23 protein-coding genes and 1 rRNA gene are annotated in these 16,380 nt (G+C 54.9%); 2 read left to right on the top strand and 22 right to left on the bottom strand.

Going from position 1 to position 16,380, the window contains the following annotated elements:
* From ETC00_RS16335 to ETC00_RS16325, 3 genes are all read right to left on the bottom strand, one after another.
* Positions 1 to 107: ribosomal RNA gene (locus tag ETC00_RS16335) — 16S ribosomal RNA — on the bottom strand; the annotation flags it as partial.
* A gap of 194 nt (positions 108 to 301) precedes the next feature.
* Complete coding sequence (locus tag ETC00_RS16330; RefSeq protein WP_171567193.1) at positions 302 to 535, bottom strand: hypothetical protein; 234 nt, start codon at positions 533 to 535, stop codon at positions 302 to 304.
* Positions 536 to 757: 222 nt separating this feature from the next.
* Complete coding sequence (locus tag ETC00_RS16325) at positions 758 to 1,411, bottom strand: stage II sporulation protein M (protein ID WP_171567192.1); 654 nt, start codon at positions 1,409 to 1,411, stop codon at positions 758 to 760.
* 124 nt (positions 1,412 to 1,535) lie between these two features.
* On the opposite strand from ETC00_RS16325, the gene pdaB reads away from it, so the two are divergent.
* Positions 1,536 to 2,300, top strand: coding sequence for a polysaccharide deacetylase family sporulation protein PdaB (gene pdaB, locus ETC00_RS16320; protein ID WP_171567191.1), 765 nt, complete (start codon positions 1,536 to 1,538; stop codon positions 2,298 to 2,300).
* Between the two features lie 26 nt (positions 2,301 to 2,326).
* Here the strand turns inward: pdaB and ETC00_RS16315 are convergent, their stop codons facing one another.
* Positions 2,327 to 2,914 carry a KinB-signaling pathway activation protein gene (locus tag ETC00_RS16315; protein ID WP_171567190.1) on the bottom strand — a complete coding sequence of 196 codons (588 nt, stop codon included), beginning with the start codon at positions 2,912 to 2,914 and terminating at the stop codon, positions 2,327 to 2,329.
* Between the two features lie 119 nt (positions 2,915 to 3,033).
* Between ETC00_RS16315 and gerD the strand changes: the two genes are divergently transcribed.
* Positions 3,034 to 3,654 (top strand): spore germination lipoprotein GerD, encoded by a 621-nt coding sequence (gene gerD, locus ETC00_RS16310; RefSeq protein ID WP_171567189.1) that lies wholly within the window; start codon positions 3,034 to 3,036, stop codon positions 3,652 to 3,654.
* 45 nt (positions 3,655 to 3,699) lie between these two features.
* Here the strand turns inward: gerD and ETC00_RS16305 are convergent, their stop codons facing one another.
* The 18 genes from ETC00_RS16305 to rplO form a co-directional block, all read right to left on the bottom strand.
* Entirely contained in the window at positions 3,700 to 4,803 is a 1,104-nt protein-coding gene (locus ETC00_RS16305; protein WP_171567188.1) for an Mrp/NBP35 family ATP-binding protein, read from the bottom strand.
* Positions 4,804 to 4,917: 114 nt separating this feature from the next.
* Positions 4,918 to 5,634, bottom strand: a complete 717-nt coding sequence (gene cwlD / locus ETC00_RS16300) for an N-acetylmuramoyl-L-alanine amidase CwlD (protein WP_268255214.1) — start codon at positions 5,632 to 5,634, stop codon at positions 4,918 to 4,920.
* A 172-nt stretch (positions 5,635 to 5,806) separates the two neighbouring features.
* Entirely contained in the window at positions 5,807 to 6,199 is a 393-nt protein-coding gene (gene rpsI / locus ETC00_RS16295; RefSeq protein WP_171567186.1) for a 30S ribosomal protein S9, read from the bottom strand.
* Positions 6,200 to 6,219: 20 nt separating this feature from the next.
* Positions 6,220 to 6,657, bottom strand: a complete 438-nt coding sequence (rplM, locus tag ETC00_RS16290) for a 50S ribosomal protein L13 (protein WP_171567185.1) — start codon at positions 6,655 to 6,657, stop codon at positions 6,220 to 6,222.
* Positions 6,658 to 6,922: 265 nt separating this feature from the next.
* Positions 6,923 to 7,657 carry a tRNA pseudouridine(38-40) synthase TruA gene (truA, locus tag ETC00_RS16285; RefSeq protein WP_171567184.1) on the bottom strand — a complete coding sequence of 245 codons (735 nt, stop codon included), beginning with the start codon at positions 7,655 to 7,657 and terminating at the stop codon, positions 6,923 to 6,925.
* A complete protein-coding gene (locus tag ETC00_RS16280; RefSeq protein WP_171567183.1) occupies positions 7,654 to 8,451 on the bottom strand; it encodes an energy-coupling factor transporter transmembrane component T family protein in 798 nt (265 codons plus the stop codon). Before ETC00_RS16280 ends, truA begins: the two co-directional genes overlap by 4 nt.
* Before the next feature lie 3 nt (positions 8,452 to 8,454).
* The gene (locus ETC00_RS16275) at positions 8,455 to 9,327 is read right to left on the bottom strand and encodes an energy-coupling factor transporter ATPase (RefSeq protein ID WP_171567182.1); all 873 of its coding nucleotides are present in this window, start codon (positions 9,325 to 9,327) and stop codon (positions 8,455 to 8,457) included.
* Positions 9,303 to 10,154 carry an energy-coupling factor transporter ATPase gene (locus tag ETC00_RS16270; protein WP_171567181.1) on the bottom strand — a complete coding sequence of 284 codons (852 nt, stop codon included), beginning with the start codon at positions 10,152 to 10,154 and terminating at the stop codon, positions 9,303 to 9,305. Before ETC00_RS16270 ends, ETC00_RS16275 begins: the two co-directional genes overlap by 25 nt.
* Before the next feature lie 124 nt (positions 10,155 to 10,278).
* The gene (gene rplQ / locus ETC00_RS16265; RefSeq protein WP_171567180.1) at positions 10,279 to 10,638 is read right to left on the bottom strand and encodes a 50S ribosomal protein L17; all 360 of its coding nucleotides are present in this window, start codon (positions 10,636 to 10,638) and stop codon (positions 10,279 to 10,281) included.
* Between the two features lie 119 nt (positions 10,639 to 10,757).
* Positions 10,758 to 11,702 (bottom strand): DNA-directed RNA polymerase subunit alpha, encoded by a 945-nt coding sequence (locus tag ETC00_RS16260; RefSeq protein ID WP_029101045.1) that lies wholly within the window; start codon positions 11,700 to 11,702, stop codon positions 10,758 to 10,760.
* A gap of 155 nt (positions 11,703 to 11,857) precedes the next feature.
* Positions 11,858 to 12,259, bottom strand: coding sequence for a 30S ribosomal protein S11 (gene rpsK, locus ETC00_RS16255; protein ID WP_171567179.1), 402 nt, complete (start codon positions 12,257 to 12,259; stop codon positions 11,858 to 11,860).
* A gap of 16 nt (positions 12,260 to 12,275) precedes the next feature.
* A complete protein-coding gene (rpsM, locus tag ETC00_RS16250; protein WP_171567178.1) occupies positions 12,276 to 12,644 on the bottom strand; it encodes a 30S ribosomal protein S13 in 369 nt (122 codons plus the stop codon).
* A gap of 21 nt (positions 12,645 to 12,665) precedes the next feature.
* Positions 12,666 to 12,779 carry a 50S ribosomal protein L36 gene (gene rpmJ, locus ETC00_RS16245; RefSeq protein ID WP_003333770.1) on the bottom strand — a complete coding sequence of 38 codons (114 nt, stop codon included), beginning with the start codon at positions 12,777 to 12,779 and terminating at the stop codon, positions 12,666 to 12,668.
* A 31-nt stretch (positions 12,780 to 12,810) separates the two neighbouring features.
* Entirely contained in the window at positions 12,811 to 13,029 is a 219-nt protein-coding gene (gene infA, locus ETC00_RS16240; RefSeq protein ID WP_003333772.1) for a translation initiation factor IF-1, read from the bottom strand.
* Positions 13,030 to 13,145: 116 nt separating this feature from the next.
* On the bottom strand, positions 13,146 to 13,892 hold the full coding sequence (gene map, locus ETC00_RS16235) for a type I methionyl aminopeptidase (RefSeq protein ID WP_171567177.1): 747 nt from the start codon (positions 13,890 to 13,892) through the stop codon (positions 13,146 to 13,148).
* Positions 13,893 to 13,898: 6 nt separating this feature from the next.
* Entirely contained in the window at positions 13,899 to 14,543 is a 645-nt protein-coding gene (locus tag ETC00_RS16230) for an adenylate kinase (protein WP_171567176.1), read from the bottom strand.
* 87 nt (positions 14,544 to 14,630) lie between these two features.
* The gene (secY, locus tag ETC00_RS16225; RefSeq protein WP_171567175.1) at positions 14,631 to 15,926 is read right to left on the bottom strand and encodes a preprotein translocase subunit SecY; all 1,296 of its coding nucleotides are present in this window, start codon (positions 15,924 to 15,926) and stop codon (positions 14,631 to 14,633) included.
* The gene (gene rplO, locus ETC00_RS16220; RefSeq protein WP_171567174.1) at positions 15,926 to 16,366 is read right to left on the bottom strand and encodes a 50S ribosomal protein L15; all 441 of its coding nucleotides are present in this window, start codon (positions 16,364 to 16,366) and stop codon (positions 15,926 to 15,928) included. Before rplO ends, secY begins: the two co-directional genes overlap by 1 nt.
* Positions 16,367 to 16,380: the final 14 nt, after the last annotated feature.

Here is a 16,380-nt window from a genome sequence, read left to right as displayed (position 1 = left end):
TCCGCCGCTAACCTGTCTGGAGCAAGCTCCATACAGGTCCGCTCGACTTGCATGTATTAGGCACGCCGCCAGCGTTCGTCCTGAGCCAGGATCAAACTCTCCAATAAAGTTGAGTTGAATCGTTAGCTTTCAAAGAAAAGAATTGCTAGGCTCGTTCAACGCGTTCGCTGTTCAGTTTTCAAGGAACATGATTGCTGTTTTCGCCTCGAACCCTCATCATCATTGAGTTGTTCTCTCGAGGACAAGAACTAATCTATCATGTGTACCCCTATTGAGTCAATAGGTTTTTTCAAAAAAATTATCAGGTAAAATATTCCTGTTGTGAACTTCTGCGTCTGACGTACTTGGAGAGCTCGTTGGGCGGGGCGATGCGGGCGTACATGCGAAAGATAATCGAATACCTTTCCTCCATGGCCCGCTTGACCAGATAATCAATCCGCTTGTCACCAAAGTCCAACAACATCTCTTCCAGTTCACGCCTCAGCAGATACTCCAGTTCTTGCACTTCTTTTGCACTAAACAAAAAACCGAGCAACCATATCGACCTCCGCCTCATCGAGTCACCCTTTATCATTTCCAACCGCTTTCAGGCATATTCACGATCAACAAGATGGAACGCACCCCGTCCCATCACGTACATGTCATGTCGGTAAACGTCAGTTTGCCATGTTGGGTACCCGGTTCATCAGATGCCGTGATTGCCCCGGTCCCACAACAAATGCCCTCTGATCCGCTGATCAGAGGGCATTTGCCATCGCTATTGCGTCCATTTTAACTGTCGAAGCTGCTCTCCAAGGGTCGCGTCGAGAATCAACGGGGTCACCACACTCTCCACCACTGCCGCCACAAACAGCAGGGCAATCACGGTCAGCACGACAACGGGAAATTGTTTCAACACGTCGTACCAGTCTTTTTTTACCCGCTCCCAACTGTTTGGCCAAAACAGTCCGCCAATGGAACGCAAACTGAGCACGCCCAACCGCATGCCCACACCGGCGGCGAACAGGACCGTCGGCAGCTCAATGATGCCATGCGGCAAAATGCCGGCCGCGAGGACTAGCCACGGGTTTATTCCCAGAGCACCGGTCTTCGCCAGGATATAGCCGAACATCACGCCGTTGGCCACCATCCCGATCACGGGAATAATGGCAAAAAACAGCCCCAACGCCATCATGATCAACGAACTGGTGACGTTGTTGACAAAGATCGTCCAGAACAAACCCATTACCCCCAGGCCGCTTTCCTTGCTGCGCTGGACCAACTCCCTCATTTCGTCCACCATGCGGTTGACCATCTCCTGCACGGCTGGGGATTGCAGATAGCCGACCATGGCTCCGCCCAAAAACAGCAGGCAGGCAGTCACAAAGTACCATTTGTTGTCCGTCCACAGGCGTCGCAATCGAGTGTTCATTTGATACGCTCCTTTACAGCCTGGTTAATACACTATATGCAGTGTACCGCAACTATACCCGTGCGTACATAGAATATCCTCTTCAATCCGGCATAAACTGTAAGGGGACAAAGGAGGTGCCGTCATGAAATACATGTTCGTCTTGAGCACGAAACGCTTGAAACAGGTGCTGATCATCTTCACTGCTCTTCTGATGGCCGCTGGCATCGCCTATGCCGAACGGGATTCCATCACCGTCATCTCGGACAGCAGCAAAGTCCCCCAAGCCATTTACAAGGTAGATACCAAAGAGAAAAAAATCGCCCTGACCTTCGACATCAGCTGGGGAGAAACGAGAGCCGTCCCCATTTTGGACATCCTGAAGGAAAAAAAGGTAAACAAAGCGACCTTTTTCCTGTCTTCCGCCTGGAGCCAACGTCATCCGGAGATCGTCAAGCGGATCGTTGACGACGGATTTGAAATCGGGTCGCACGGACATAAACACGACTTTTACAGCAAATACACAGACGAGGAAATTCGCTCCCAGATCGGCAGGGCCCACACAATCTTGACCGAACTGACAGGGAAAAAGCCCAGGCTGATTCGCTTGCCGAACGGGGACTTTGACAAGCGCGTACTGCGTATTGCCCATGAGATGGGCTACACGGTCATCCAGTGGGACACCGACTCCAAGGACTGGACCAATCCCGGCGTCGACACGATTGTAAACAACGTTCTGTCCAAAGCCCACCCGGGTGACATCGTCCTGCTCCATGCCAGCGATTCCTGCAAGCAGACACACCTTGCCCTGCCACAGATTATTGACAAGCTGCGGGCTGACGGTTACGAGTTCGTCACCGTCTCAGAGTTGATTGCCGGTTCCAAGGTGCAAAGCAAGGAAGTCAAGTAAGGAAAAAAGCTGACCGCAGACAGCGGTCAGCTTTCCCGTTTTACCAGACGATGCAAATGCATGACTTGCCAGATGTTGCAGAACAAGAGCGGCACCAGCATTGACAACGTGGCATGCACGTTGAATTGCTTCAACGCAGGAATCCATTCGATGGCTGAAAAGACGAACATAAAAAACAGCGTAGGCACCCATGCAGTCTGGTTGGTCAGGCGCGCTTTTCCGTATGCGGTGACAACAGCGACCAGCAACAGCAGGAACGGCTCCACGAAAAACGGCCAGACAGAGCCGTCTTCGCCCAACAGCGTGTAACGCAGGTATACCATATCAAAAAATGCAAACAATACCAAAAATACCTGGATGCTCTTCCACAACGAGGCAGTCTTGAACAACCCCCGGGCGAGGTAATTAATCATCATGTAGGCAAAAAAGCCCATTTGCGCCACAATACTGATGGTCATGCCGTACAGCATTTGCATGAACGAACCCATGAAAAAATTGGCCATGCCGCCTTCCAGCAATTTATCCGATGCGAAAATCAAGCCAACCAGAATTCCGCCCAACCCGCCAAGCAGCAGGGTGGTTACAAACAGCCAGCCATACTTGCGCAGACTCACCGTACGTCCCTCCTATCCACATCGATAATGATTGTACCAACCCATGCAAGAAAATACTAGCGTAAGAACAAAACAATCGGTGCACGTTAAAGGTAACCGGGTAAAGGAGGTCACCGCCCATGAGGAAACGAACCGTACCGTTTTGGTTGTTGCTGGCGGTCAGCCTGGTCATGACAAGCTGCGGCGTCGGCGGACAGGCTCAGAACACGGCACAGCCTGATTATAGAAGCATGAAGGACATGGTCCTGGACATTTTGAAGACGGACGAAGCGAAACAATCCGTAATCAACATGTTGAAGGACGAATCGGTTAAGCAAAACATCATCATGGACGAATCCACGGTGCGTACCGCCCTGATTCAGAGCATTTCCAAGCCGGACAATCCGCAGATCAAAGAAGCGTTCAAGGACCCGAAATTTACCAGCACACTGGCCAAATCGATGAAGAACGAGCACAAGGCGCTGTTAAAAGACCTGATGAAGGACCCCGAGTATCAGAAACTGATGCTCAGCATCATGCGGGACCCAGAGTTTGAAAAGAACTTGATGGACCTGATGAAAAGCTCCGCCTACCGGAAACAAACCATGCAGATCATGAAGGAAGCGCTGCAAAGCCCGCTGTTCCAGGCCGAAATGATGACGTTGATGACCAAGGCCGCGGAAGACATGATGAAGCCCAAAACCATGAAAAAAGGCAAGAGCAAAAGTGGCGGCGAAGACAGCGGAGAAGGCCAATCCTAAGGAAAAAGGTGAGCTCGGATCAAGAGCCCACCTTTATGTTTTCCCTTATTGTCCGCCGGCTTCGCACTTTTCGGCGACGCGCTTGGCCATATCCAGATACAGCTTGCCGATTGGCGAATCAGCCCGGTAGACGGACGGCGTATAGTCCGGCTCGGCCGGATGGTTGTCCGGTTGACCGAGCGGAATCTGGGCCAGCAGTTCGGTGCTGAGCACCTCCGCCAGTTTCGCCCCGCCCCCTTTGCCAAACACGTACTCCTTGGAGCCATCCTTGGCTTCGTACCAGGCCATGTTTTCCACGACCCCGAGAATCTCGTGTCCGGTCCGCTTGGCCATCGCCCCCGCCCGAGCGGCGACAAACGAGGCTGTCGGGTGCGGCGTCGTCACGATGATTTCCTTGCTTTGCGGGATCATCGTGTGCACATCAAGGGCCATGTCCCCCGTTCCCGGCGGCAGGTCGAGCAGCATGTAGTCGAGGTCATCGCCCCAGTGCACTTCCGTGAAGAAGTTGCGCAGCATCTTGCCCAGCATCGGACCGCGCCAGATCACCGGCGAGTTGTCCTCCACGAAAAAGCCCATGGACATCACTTTCACGCCAAGTTTCTCCACCGGCAAAATCGTCTCCCCGATCACCGTCGGGCGCTGTTCGATGTTCATCATGTCCGGTACGCTAAACCCGTAGATGTCCGCATCGATAATGCCGACGCGTTTACCCAAGCGGGCCAGCGAGACGGCCAGATTGACGGTGACGGTGGACTTGCCGACGCCGCCTTTTCCGGAGGTGATGGCGATAAAAGTGGTGTGGGAGTCTTTGGCCAGAATCGGGTTTAACAGCGGCGCTTGTCCAGCAGGAGCAGACGGCGGTGTCTGTCCCCCGCGCAATTGGGCGCTCAGAGCGGCCCGCTCCTCGTCTGTCATTGCTCCGAACTGGAGGCGCACCTCCTTGGCCCCCAATTGCTTGAGCGCATCAATGACGTCCTGCTCGATCTTCGCTTTCAGCGGACAGCCGGTAATCGTCAGCACGACAGTCAGGCTGACCGTATCTCCGTCGATGCGGATGTCGCGAATCATGTTTAATTCCACCAGGCTGCGGTTAAGTTCCGGGTCTTTCACATCACGCAGCGCTTCCAGCACTTGTTCTTTGGTCAACATATCGTCCACCTCAGGCATCAATATTTGTCAAACGCGTCTTTAGCCAATTGTCTACAGTCGTACGCGCGTCCATTATAGCATATCCAACAGGGCTGGACACGTTTGCGGGCGCGCTTACGGCAGGTTTGGCACCTTCTCGCCCGAGTAATGGCGCAGTATGCCCTGGTAAATGGCGTTGGCCAGCGCTTTCTGATACGCGACGGAACGAAGCCGTTTCGCTTCTTCCGGGTTGCTGACAAAGCCCACCTCCACCAGCACTGCCGGGCAGTTCACTTCACGGATCAGGAAGACGTCATCCGTTTTGATCGGATGGCGATCGGTGTTGTTAAGCACCCGTTTAATTTCGTCCTGGATCAGGTAGGACATCTCCGCACTCTTTTTGTACGCCGGATAGTAAAAGGTCTGCGCGCCGGACCAGCGCGGCGAGGGAATGGCATTGACGTGAATGCTGACGAGAAAATCGGGCGTGCTGTCATTGACCAGTTTGACCCGGTTGCGTATGTCTTCCGACTTGCGCTGCCGCAGCTTCTGCACCTCCGGAGAAGCGAGGTCCTTGTCTTCCTCCCGGGTCATGATTACGTAAGCACCCGCCTGCTGCAGGAAATCGCGCAAATACAAACTGATGGCCAGGGTCACGTCTTTTTCCACGACCGCCCCATCCGCAGAAACGGCCCCGCCGTCCGGTCCGCCGTGTCCCGGATCAATGGCGATCACCGTACCGGCCAGCGGCAGCGACCAAGCCGTCCAGGAAGAGCGATCCGGCGCTTCGTAGGTGAACAACACCAGCAGCAAAAAAAAGGCAAGCACCCAGCCGACTACTTTTCGAGCCACCTTGCACCGTCCCCTTTGTCCCATTCTCTTTTCCATACATATGGACAAAATCGGGCGATTATGACGGCTCGCGGGAGATACAATCTGTCTGCCCAACCACACAGGATGCGGAAAAATAGGAAAGCCCCTGACCAATACTGGCCAAGGGCAATAATCCTTGAAACAGCTGAGCTTAGCGCTTGGAGAATTGCGGAGCGCGGCGAGCTGCTTTGAGACCGTATTTTTTACGCTCTTTCATGCGCGGATCGCGAGTCAGGAAGCCGGCGCGTTTCAGGACGCCGCGCAGTTCCGGATCAGCTTTCAGCAGCGCACGAGCTACACCGTGACGGATGGCACCAGCTTGACCGGTGGTGCCGCCACCTTTTACGTTGACCAATACGTCGTAACGACCCAGTGTTTCGGTCAGTACGAGCGGTTGTTTCACGATCAGTTTCAGGGTTTCCAACCCAAAGTAGTTATCCATGTCACGCTTGTTGATCACAATGCGACCTTCGCCAGGAACCAGGCGAACGCGTGCTACGGAGTGCTTACGACGACCTGTACCGTAGTATTGTACTTGTGCCACGAGTCTTTCCTCCCTTTACCTTATCCGCGGATTTGCCAAACTTCCGGTTTTTGTGCTGCGTGCGGATGTTCCGGACCAGCGTACACTTTCAGCTTGGTGAAGATTTGACGTCCCAGGCTGTTTTTCGGCAGCATGCCTTTTACAGCCAGTTCAAACATTTTCACAGGTTTCTTTTTCAGCATGTCGCCCGCTGTCGTCTTTTTCAGACCACCCGGGTAGAGGGAGTGGGAGTAGTAGATTTTGTTCTGCAGTTTTTTCCCGGTCAGTTTTACTTTGTCCGCGTTGATCACGATTACGAAATCGCCAGTGTCAACGTGCGGAGTGAATTCCGGTTTGTATTTGCCGCGCAGAATGGAAGCGACTTCGCTAGCCAGACGCCCGAGCGTTTGACCTTCTGCGTCAACGATGTACCATTTGCGCTCGACTTCGAGCGGTTTCGCCATATATGTGGTACGCATGTTTGTCCCTCCTAAATTGTTACCGTTCCATCTGGAATCATGGAAATCGTGAAGCGGAGAATGCTGCTTGTAACGGGTGAGCAACATCTCCAGGTGTTTCATTTTAATCACGTTCTTGTTTTTCAATCCCGGGGCTAGAGTGGGGCTAGCGGGGTATGAAAATACCAAGAGATATCGTACTACATCAGAAAGGCAGAGTCAAGTGCGGAGTTCCTCCCCAACGGCTGGAAAATCGCCTGCCCCACCTTGAACCGGCCGCCCAGCGTCAATAGGTAACCTCCCACATCGTCAGCCCTTTTGCGGGCGCCGTTTTTCCGGCCTGTTCCCGGTCCCGCGCCTGCAGAATGTCCTTGATCTCATCCGGGTGGCGCTTGCCCTGGCCCACTTCCACCAGAGTCCCGACGATGATCCTCACCATATTGTACAAAAACCCGTTGCCCCGGCAGACGACCCAAATCTCGCTGCCTGTCTGCTCCACGCGCAGGTCATACACGGTCCGCACCTTGTCCTCGACAAAGGTTTTGGCCGAACAAAACGACGTGAAGTCGTGCTCGCCAACCAGGTGAGCGGCAGCGCGCCTCATCGCCTCCAGATCAAGCGGGTGGCGGATATGGTCGGCATAGCGATGGCGGAAGACGTCGGGGGTCGGTCCGTTGTCGATGCAGTAACGGTATTCCTTGACCTTGACATCAAAACGAGCGTGAAACGTCGGAGCCGCCTCTTCCACCGAGCGGATGACGATGGAATCGGGAAGCTGATTGTTCAGCACAAACGCCCACTTCTCGAGCGGAATGCCGCTGGCGGTATCGAAGTGGAACACCTGGCCGCGGGCGTGGACGCCGGCATCAGTCCGGCCTGAACCGACAATCTGGATCTCCTCTCCAGTGATCCGCCGCAGCGCAGCTTCGATCTCGCCCTGCACCGTAATCTGATCGGGCTGTACCTGAAACCCGCTGTAATCCGTGCCGTCGTAGGCCACGACGCACTTCAAACGCCTCATGTGCGCCACCATCCTATCACAAACGTAAGTGCGCAAGCCGCCGCAGCCATGCAGCCGTCCCGCCAGTTCCACTTCAACCTGCGCAGACGCGTGCGCCCCGCGCCTCCGCGATAACCGCGCGCCTCCATCGCCAAAGCCAGTTCTTCCGCCCGGCGGAATGCGCTGATAAACAGCGGAATGACGATCGGCATCAGGCTACGGGCGCGGCGAACGAGACTGCCCTCGGTCAAATTGGCTCCCCGAGCCGTCTGCGCCTTGATGATCTTGTCCGTCTCCTCCATCAGCGTGGGGATAAAGCGAAGCGCGATCGACATCATCAGGGCGATCTCGTGCACAGGAACGCCGATCCGGCCGGCGGGACCGAGCAGCCGCTCCAACCCTTCCGTCAGGTCTATCGGAGACGTCGTCAGCGTCAACAGGGAGCTGATCAGCACGAGCAGCGTCAAGCGAAGCGAGATGAACACCGCCTGCCTGACGCCCATTTCCTCGACGCTCAGCCATCCCCAGCTAAAGTAGACCTCTCCTCCCTTGGTAATCAAGAGGTGCAGGACCACGGTAAAGAGGATCAGCAGCCAGACAGGGCGCAGGCTTTTTACTATATACGTCAGCGACAGGCGGGACAACAGGATGCCAGCCAGCGCAATCCCCACCAGAACGGCATAGGTGGCCGCATTGTTGGCCCAAAAAACCAGCGCGGCGAACAGGATCACGAACAGCAGTTTGCTGCGGGGGTCGGTACGGTGGAGAAACGATTGTCCCGGCACGTACTGGCCGATCGCAATATGCTGCAGCATGGCCTATCGCTCCTTTGTCACGGACAGCCGGGCCAACAGTTGTTCGATCAGCGCTTCCTCCCGATAGAGGGACGAAGGCAGCCGTTCCGCTTCCGGCAGCCGTTGGTTCAATTGCGTGACCAGCGCCACTGTCTCCGGCACGTCCAGCGCCAGTTCCCGCAACCGATCGGCGTGCGCGAACACCTCATCCGGGCTGCCTTCCAGCACGGCCTGTCCCTCTGCCATGACAATCAGCCGGTCGGCGTAGCGGGCCGCTTCCTCCATGCTGTGCGTGACCAGCACGGTGGTGAGCCGCTGTTCGCGATGAATCCGGTATATGCCTTCCAAAATCGCCTTGCGCCCGGCGGGATCAAGCCCTGCCGTGGGTTCGTCCAATACCAGCACCTTGGGCTGCATCGCCAATACGCCGGCAATCGCCACACGCCGCATCTGCCCGCCGCTCAGCTGAAACGGGGAGCGGTCCTTGACCCAATCATAGTCGAGTCCCACGATTTCGAGCGCCTCCCGGACCCGAATCTCCACCAACTCCGGCGGCATGTCAAAGTTGAGCGGCCCAAACGCCACATCCTTGGCCACTGTTTCTTCAAACAACTGGTACTCCGGGTACTGAAAGACGAGACCGATGTCGCGCCGGCGGGCATGGGGCATTTTTTCCCGCGGGGTCACCTTGACGTCCCCCAGGGTAATCGTCCCCGACGTCGGCTGCAGCAGACCGTTGAGGTGCTGGATCAGTGTGGACTTGCCCGACCCCGTCTGGCCGATAATGCCCACAAACGAGCCCGACGGAATCGTCAGCGAGACGTCGCGCAGCGCCAGCCGTTCAAACGGCGTTCCTCTTGCGTAGATGTGGCTTACCTGGTCAAAAGTAATCTGCATAGGTGCTCCACCAGCTCCTCTTGGTGCAGTACAAACGGAAGCTGTACCCCCTCGTCCGCCAGCGCACGGCGAAGCCGGACGGCAAACGGCACGTCCAAACCCAACTCCTGCAGACGCTCCGGCTGGGCAAACACCTCGGAAGGGGAACCGTCCAACTCGATCCGCCCGCCGCTCATGACGATGACCCGGTCGGAAAAGACGGCTTCCTCGGGAAAATGGGTGATATTTACCACCGTAATTCCCTCTTCCCGGTTGAGCCTGCGGGCCAAGGCCAGCACATCACGCCGTCCTTGGGGGTCCAGCATCGCTGTCGCCTCGTCCAGAATAATCACGGATGGGCGCATCGCCATGATGCCGGCAATCGCCACCCGCTGCTTCTGACCGCCTGACAGGTGGTGGGGTTGGTCGTGCAGGTGGCGCTCCATCCCGACGGCCGCCAGCGCCTCGTCCACACGGCGGCGCATCTCGTCCGGCTGCACGCCCATGTTTTCCAGGCCAAATGCCACATCATCCTCCACAGTGGCTCCCACAATCTGATTGTCCGGATTTTGAAACACCATGCCGACGTGGCGGCGCACTTCCCAGAGCAACTCGCCGTCCCTGGTGTCCATGCCGCTGACGATCACAGCTCCCTCGTTTGGAAGCAGGAGACCGTTTGACAGCTTGGCCAGCGTCGACTTGCCCGAGCCGTTGGGACCGAGGACGGAGACAAAAGTGCCTTTGGCAATCTCCACGTCGATCCCGTTCAGCACCGGTACGGCAGCTCCTACCTCGCTCTCGTAGGCAAAAGAGACGCCCTGGAAAGCCAGCAGTTGTTCCTCCTTCATGAGGCGCTCACATCCTCCCAGCCTTGGACAGGGAATTGAACAAGAAAAGAAAAAAGGGCATGAATCAGAGTCCAGCCTAAGACCAGAGTCTGTCCCCACCCTTTTTCACAATCAATCTGTGTTATTACACGAATTCGATGTACGCCATCGGTGCTGCGTCGCCGCGGCGAGGACCTGTCTTCAGAATACGGGTGTAACCGCCGTTGCGCTCTTTGTAACGAGGCGCGATCTCATCGAACAGCTTTTGAACCGCATCGCGGCCTTCTTCATTCGCTACTTCCTTGCGAACGAAAGCAGCGACTTGACGGCGAGCATGCAGGTCACCGCGCTTGGCCAGCGTAATCATTTGCTCAGCGATGGAGCGCAGTTCTTTCGCCTTCATCTCAGTAGTTTCAATGCGCTCGTTAATGATCAGGTCGGTTACCAAGTCGCGGAACAGCGCTTTGCGCGCCGCGCTACGACGACCCAATTTACGGTATGCCATGTTCTTACCTCCTTTTTCACACTGACATCGCTCAGCTGTGGCTTTCGCGAGCCAGATCTGAAATCCCCTCTCCAGAGGGAATACCCGTGAGGACGGAGTTCAGGCGCATTCAGCCTGCCCTAGTCGTCGCTGCGCAGGGACAAGCCCAACTCAGCCAACTTTTCCTGCACTTCTTCCAGGGATTTGCGGCCCAGGTTGCGCACTTTCATCATGTCCTCTTCGGTCTTCTGCGTCAGCTCTTGCACGGTATTGATACCGGCACGCTTCAAGCAGTTGTAGGAACGGACAGAGAGGTCGAGCTCTTCGATGGTCATCTCGAGCACTTTCTCCTTCTTGTCCTCTTCCTTTTCCACCATGATTTCCGCATCTTTCGCCTCATCGGTCAAGCCGACAAACAGGTTGAGATGCTCCGTCATGATTTTGGCGCCGAGACTAACGGCTTCTTCCGGACTGATGCTGCCGTTTGTCCATACTTCAAGCGTCAACTTGTCATAGTTGGTCATTTGCCCGACGCGGGTATTTTCCACTTGATAGTTGACACGCTTGATCGGCGTATAAATCGAATCAATCGGAATCACACCGATCGGTTGGTCTTCCGATTTGTTACCATCTGCTTGAACATATCCACGTCCACGTCCAGCTGTCATACGAATATGCAGACGACCGCCATTTGCTAACGTTGCAATGTGAAGATCAGGGTTCAAGATCTCCACATCGCTGTCGGCGCGGATATCTCCCGCTTTGACGACGCCTTCGCCCTCTGCGTCAATCTCGATGACTTTTTCTTCATCGGAATGAATCTTCAGTGCCAGGCCCTTGATGTTCAGGATAATTTCCGTCACATCTTCCACAACGCCTTCAACCGTAGAGAACTCGTGAAGGACCCCGTCAATTTGAACGGTGCGCACTGCCGCGCCTGGCAAAGACGAGAGGAGAATCCGTCTCAGCGAGTTGCCAAGAGTGGTACCGTATCCGCGCTCCAGAGGTTCAACAACGAACTTCCCGTACGAGTTGTCGTCGCTTACTTCCACAACCTCGATTTTCGGTTTTTCTATTTCTATCATTAAACAAACCCTCCTTCAAAACGTCGAAATTCTTGGGTGGGCTGATCCAGCCCACTCAGGAATTTCCCCGGCGGTTTACCGTTTGCGTGCATGACAAGCCATTGAATCAGAATTTACCATTCTAGTATGGACATGTTCTGAACGATATAAACCCGTTACACGCGGCGACGTTTTGGCGGACGGCAACCGTTGTGCGGAATCGGTGTCACGTCTTTGATCATGTTTACTTCCAGACCTGCTGCTTGCAGGGAACGGATCGCAGCTTCACGGCCTGCGCCCGGTCCTTTTACCAGCACTTCGCAAGAACGCATGCCGTGCTCCATTGCTGCGCGCGCAGCGGCTTCAGCAGCCATTTGCGCAGCGAACGGCGTGCTCTTGCGGGAGCCCTTGAAGCCGAGGGCACCAGCACTGGACCAGGAAATTGCGTTGCCGTGCGGATCAGTGATGGTTACGATCGTGTTGTTAAACGTGGAGCGGATGTGTGCTACGCCGACTTCCACGTTTTTGCGATCACGACGACGGGTACGAGTAGCAGTCGCTTGTTTTCTTTTCGCCATGTCCAATTACCCTCCTTTACTTCTTCTTGTTCGCTACAGTACGGCGCGGGCCTTTGCGCGTACGAGCGTTGGTTTTCGTGCGTTGACCGCGAACCGGCAGGCCACGGCGGTGACGGATGCCGCGGTAGCAACCGATTTCCATCAGACGCTTGATGTGCAGGGAGACCTCACGGCGAAGGTCGCCTTCCACTTTCAGGTTCTTGTCGATGTAATCGCGCAGTTTGCTGACTTCTTCTTCGGTCAGGTCACGAACGCGAGTATCCGGATTTACGCCAGTAGCGGCCAGAATTTTTTGGGACGTGGGACGGCCAATACCAAAGATATAGGTAAGAGCGATTTCCACGCGCTTTTCGCGAGGCAAGTCAACGCCTGCAATACGTGCCATGTGTTAAAAGCACCTCCTTGATTACCCTTGTTTTTGCTTATGCTTAGGATTTTCACAAATAACCATTACGTTGCCTTTCCGACGGATAACCTTGCACTTTTCGCAAATCGGTTTAACCGAAGGTCTCACTTTCATGGTTCTTGCCTCCCTCTTCTAGGGGTTTCGCTTATTTGTAGCGGTACGTAATGCGTCCGCGTGTCAAGTCGTACGGCGACAGTTCAACCGTTACCTTATCCCCAGGCAGAATGCGGATAAAGTGCATGCGAATCTTTCCGGAGACGTGAGCGAGCACCTTGTGCCCATTCTCTAATTCTACCCGAAACATCGCATTCGGCAAAGGCTCGATTACCGTACCTTCCACTTCAATCACATCGTCTTTTGCCATGGCAAGCTCTCCTTTCCTCTGTCTTCAGTCAGACCATGAGTTTTTGCGTTTGGCTCACACAACGAACTTAACGTCGACACGTTGGACGACAATTCCGAAGCGAAGCTGGGCATCGGCTACGCCCGCGTTAAAATCTCATAGCCTTCTTCCGTTATCGCGATGGTGTGTTCAAAATGAGCACAATTCTTTCGATCCACTGTCACAACCGTCCAATTGTCCTCCAAAGTGCGGACATAACGTTCGCCGGCGTTGACCATTGGTTCGACTGCCAACACCATTCCCGGTTTCAACCGTGGACCGCGTCCAGGCGGACCGTAGTTGGGAACCTGAGGGTCTTCGTGCAAGTTTTGCCCGATCCCATGCCCCACATACTCGCGAACGAGCGTGAAGCCGGCAGCCTCTGCGTGGATCTGTATCGCGTGGGAAATGTCAGACAGCCGCGCACCAGGCATGGCTTTCTCCAGCCCTTTGTACAGCGACTCTTCCGTCACTCGCAGCAAACGCTGATCTTCTTCCGAAATGTTGCCGACCGGATACGTCCAAGCGGAGTCTCCATGATACCCTTGGAACTGGGCACCGATGTCGATGCTGATGATGTCTCCTTCTTGCAACGTCCGTTTTCCTGGGATCCCGTGTACGAGTTCTTCATTGACTGAAGTACAGATACTTCCTGGAAAGCCACCGTAGCCTTTGAACGATGGAATGGCTCCCATGCTGCGGATAAAGGTTTCGGCGAGTTCGTCCAGTTGCTTTGTCGTCACGCCAGGCTTGATGGCCTTGGCCAGCTCTTGATGGGTGAGTGCGACGATCCGACCAGCTTCGCGCATAACCTCAAGCTCTGCTTTCGACTTCAGGATGATCATGCTCTCTTACCCTCGCAACACAGACGTAATTTCCGCGAATACGACCTGGATATCCTGTTCACCATTGATGTTTCGCAGGAGGCCTTGCTCAACGTAGTAGTCGATGAGCGGTTGTGTTTGGGCGATGTTGACATCGAGGCGCTGTGCCACCACTTCCGGCTTGTCGTCATCGCGTTGGAACAGCTTGCCGCCATCCTTGTCGCACACGCCTGCTTCCTTTGGCGGATTGAACAGCGTGTGGTAGCTCGCTCCGCAAATCGGGCAGATCCAGCGACCGGTCAGACGTTCGATCAGCAACTCCCGGCGAACGTTGATATTGATCACATGGTCGATCTCGCGGCCCAGCTCCTTCAAAGTAGCCGTCAATGCCTCCGCCTGCGGCACTGTGCGCGGAAACCCGTCGAGCAGGAATCCCTTTGCACAATCATCCATTGCCAGGCGCTCCCGCACGATCCCGATGACGATCTCATCGGGGACGAGCAGCCCTTTATCCATGTAGGATTTGGCTTCAAGTCCGAGCGGCGTCTCGTTTTTGACCGCTGCCCGGAACATGTCGCCAGTCGAGATGTGCGGGATGCCAAACTCTTTTACGATTCGTTCCGCCTGCGTACCTTTACCGGCCCCAGGCAAACCCATCAGAATTATATTCACGTCCATTCCCTCCGTCCCGTGCAAAAAGCTTCAACGCGGCATCACGCAGACACCAATCGGGCTGAAGAAAGCTTTTCAACACCTCGGTTACTTGATGAACCCTTGGTAGTGGCGCTTGATCATCTGGCTTTCGATCTGCTTCATCGTATCGAGTGCAACCCCGATCACGATCAGCAGCGACGTACCGCCGATGTAAATCGACTGCGGCAGGTTCGCCAGCTTGCTGAAGAAGAATGGCATGATGGAAATCACCATCAGGAACAGAGCGCCCGCCAGTGTCAAACGGTTCAACGTACGGGTAATGTACACCTCAGTGTTTTTACCGGGTCGGATACCAGGAATGTAACCGCCATTTTTCTTCATGTTCTCCGCCAGTTGTACAGGATTAATCTGTACAAAGGTGTAGAAGTAGGTGAACCCGATGATCAAGAACGCGTAGAGCGTCATCCCAAACGGTGCGCTGGGTTGGAAATGCGTGTAAATCCAGTTGGCGATTCCCGTTCCGGATGGATCCACCCAGAACTGTGCAATGGTTGAGGGGAAAATCACCAGCGAGACGGCGAAGATTACCGGAATCACACCGGCCGAGTTAATCTTCAGCGGGATGTGCGTGGATTGACCACCGTACATTTTGCGGCCGACCACGCGTTTGGCGTACTGTACCGGAATCTTGCGCACACCTTGCTGCATGAAAATGACCCCGACGATAATGGCGATGATCACCAGCAGAATGAGCAGTACCTTCACGATACTAAAGAACAAATTTTGGCTTGGATCGCTGAACTGGGACGTGTAAATCGTCGTGACGCCGGTCGGGATGTTGGCCACGATCCCGGCCACGATGATGATCGAAATCCCGTTGCCGATCCCTTTCTCCGTAATTTGTTCGCCCATCCACATCAAAAATGCAGTCCCTGCTGTAAGGGTGATGGCAATCAATGCATAACTGCCAATGGACGTGTCATTCAGCAAACCAGGCGCCATGTTGTTAAAACCGATGGTCATCCCCACCGATTGGATGAGGGCGAGGACCACCGTGAAGTAACGGGTCACCGTCGCAATCTTGCGGCGGCCCACTTCCCCTTCACGGGCCCACTGCGTAAACTTCGGCACCACATCCATGGACAGGAGCTGCATGATGATCGATGCCGTGATGTACGGCATGATCCCCATCGCAAAAATCGAGAAGTTTTGCAGCGCCCCGCCGGAGAAGGTGTTCAACAACCCCAGCAGGTGGTTCGTGTTCTGCTGAAACAACTCGACATTCACGTTGGGGACAGGAACGAAGCTCCCGATTCGGAAGACGACCAGCATCATCAGTGTAAACAGAACCTTACGACGCAGGTCGCCTATCTTAAAAATGTTAGTGAGCGAGGCTAACATTAGATCACCTCGGCTGTTCCACCGACTTGAGCGATCTTCTCAGCAGCTGCAGCGGAGAACTTGTGAGCTTTTACGGTCAGCTTCACGTTCAGTTCGCCGTTGGCAAGAACTTTTACACCGTCACGCAGAGCGGAAATAACGCCAGTTTCTTTCAGCAGTTCAGGCGTCACCACAGTGCCTTCTTCAAAACGGTTCAGCGCGTCCAGGCTCACAATCGCGTATTCCTTGCGATTGATGTTGGTGAAACCGCGCTTAGGCAGACGACGGTACAGCGGGTTTTGACCACCCTCGAAACCAGGGCGAACACCACCGCCGGAACGAGCGTTTTGACCTTTGTGACCTTTGCCGGCGGTTTTGCCGGTACCGCTACCGATACCGCGACCGACGCGTTTACGAGTGTGACGGGATCCTTCTGCAGGTTTCAGTTCATGCAATTTCATTCCTTGCACCTCCT

The sequence above is a fragment of the Brevibacillus sp. MCWH genome (assembly GCF_013096935.1).
GTDB lineage: Bacteria > Bacillota > Bacilli > Brevibacillales > Brevibacillaceae > Brevibacillus > Brevibacillus aydinogluensis.
Note: the sequence above shows the minus strand (reverse complement) of the source record. Positions and strands in the feature narration are given on the sequence as shown.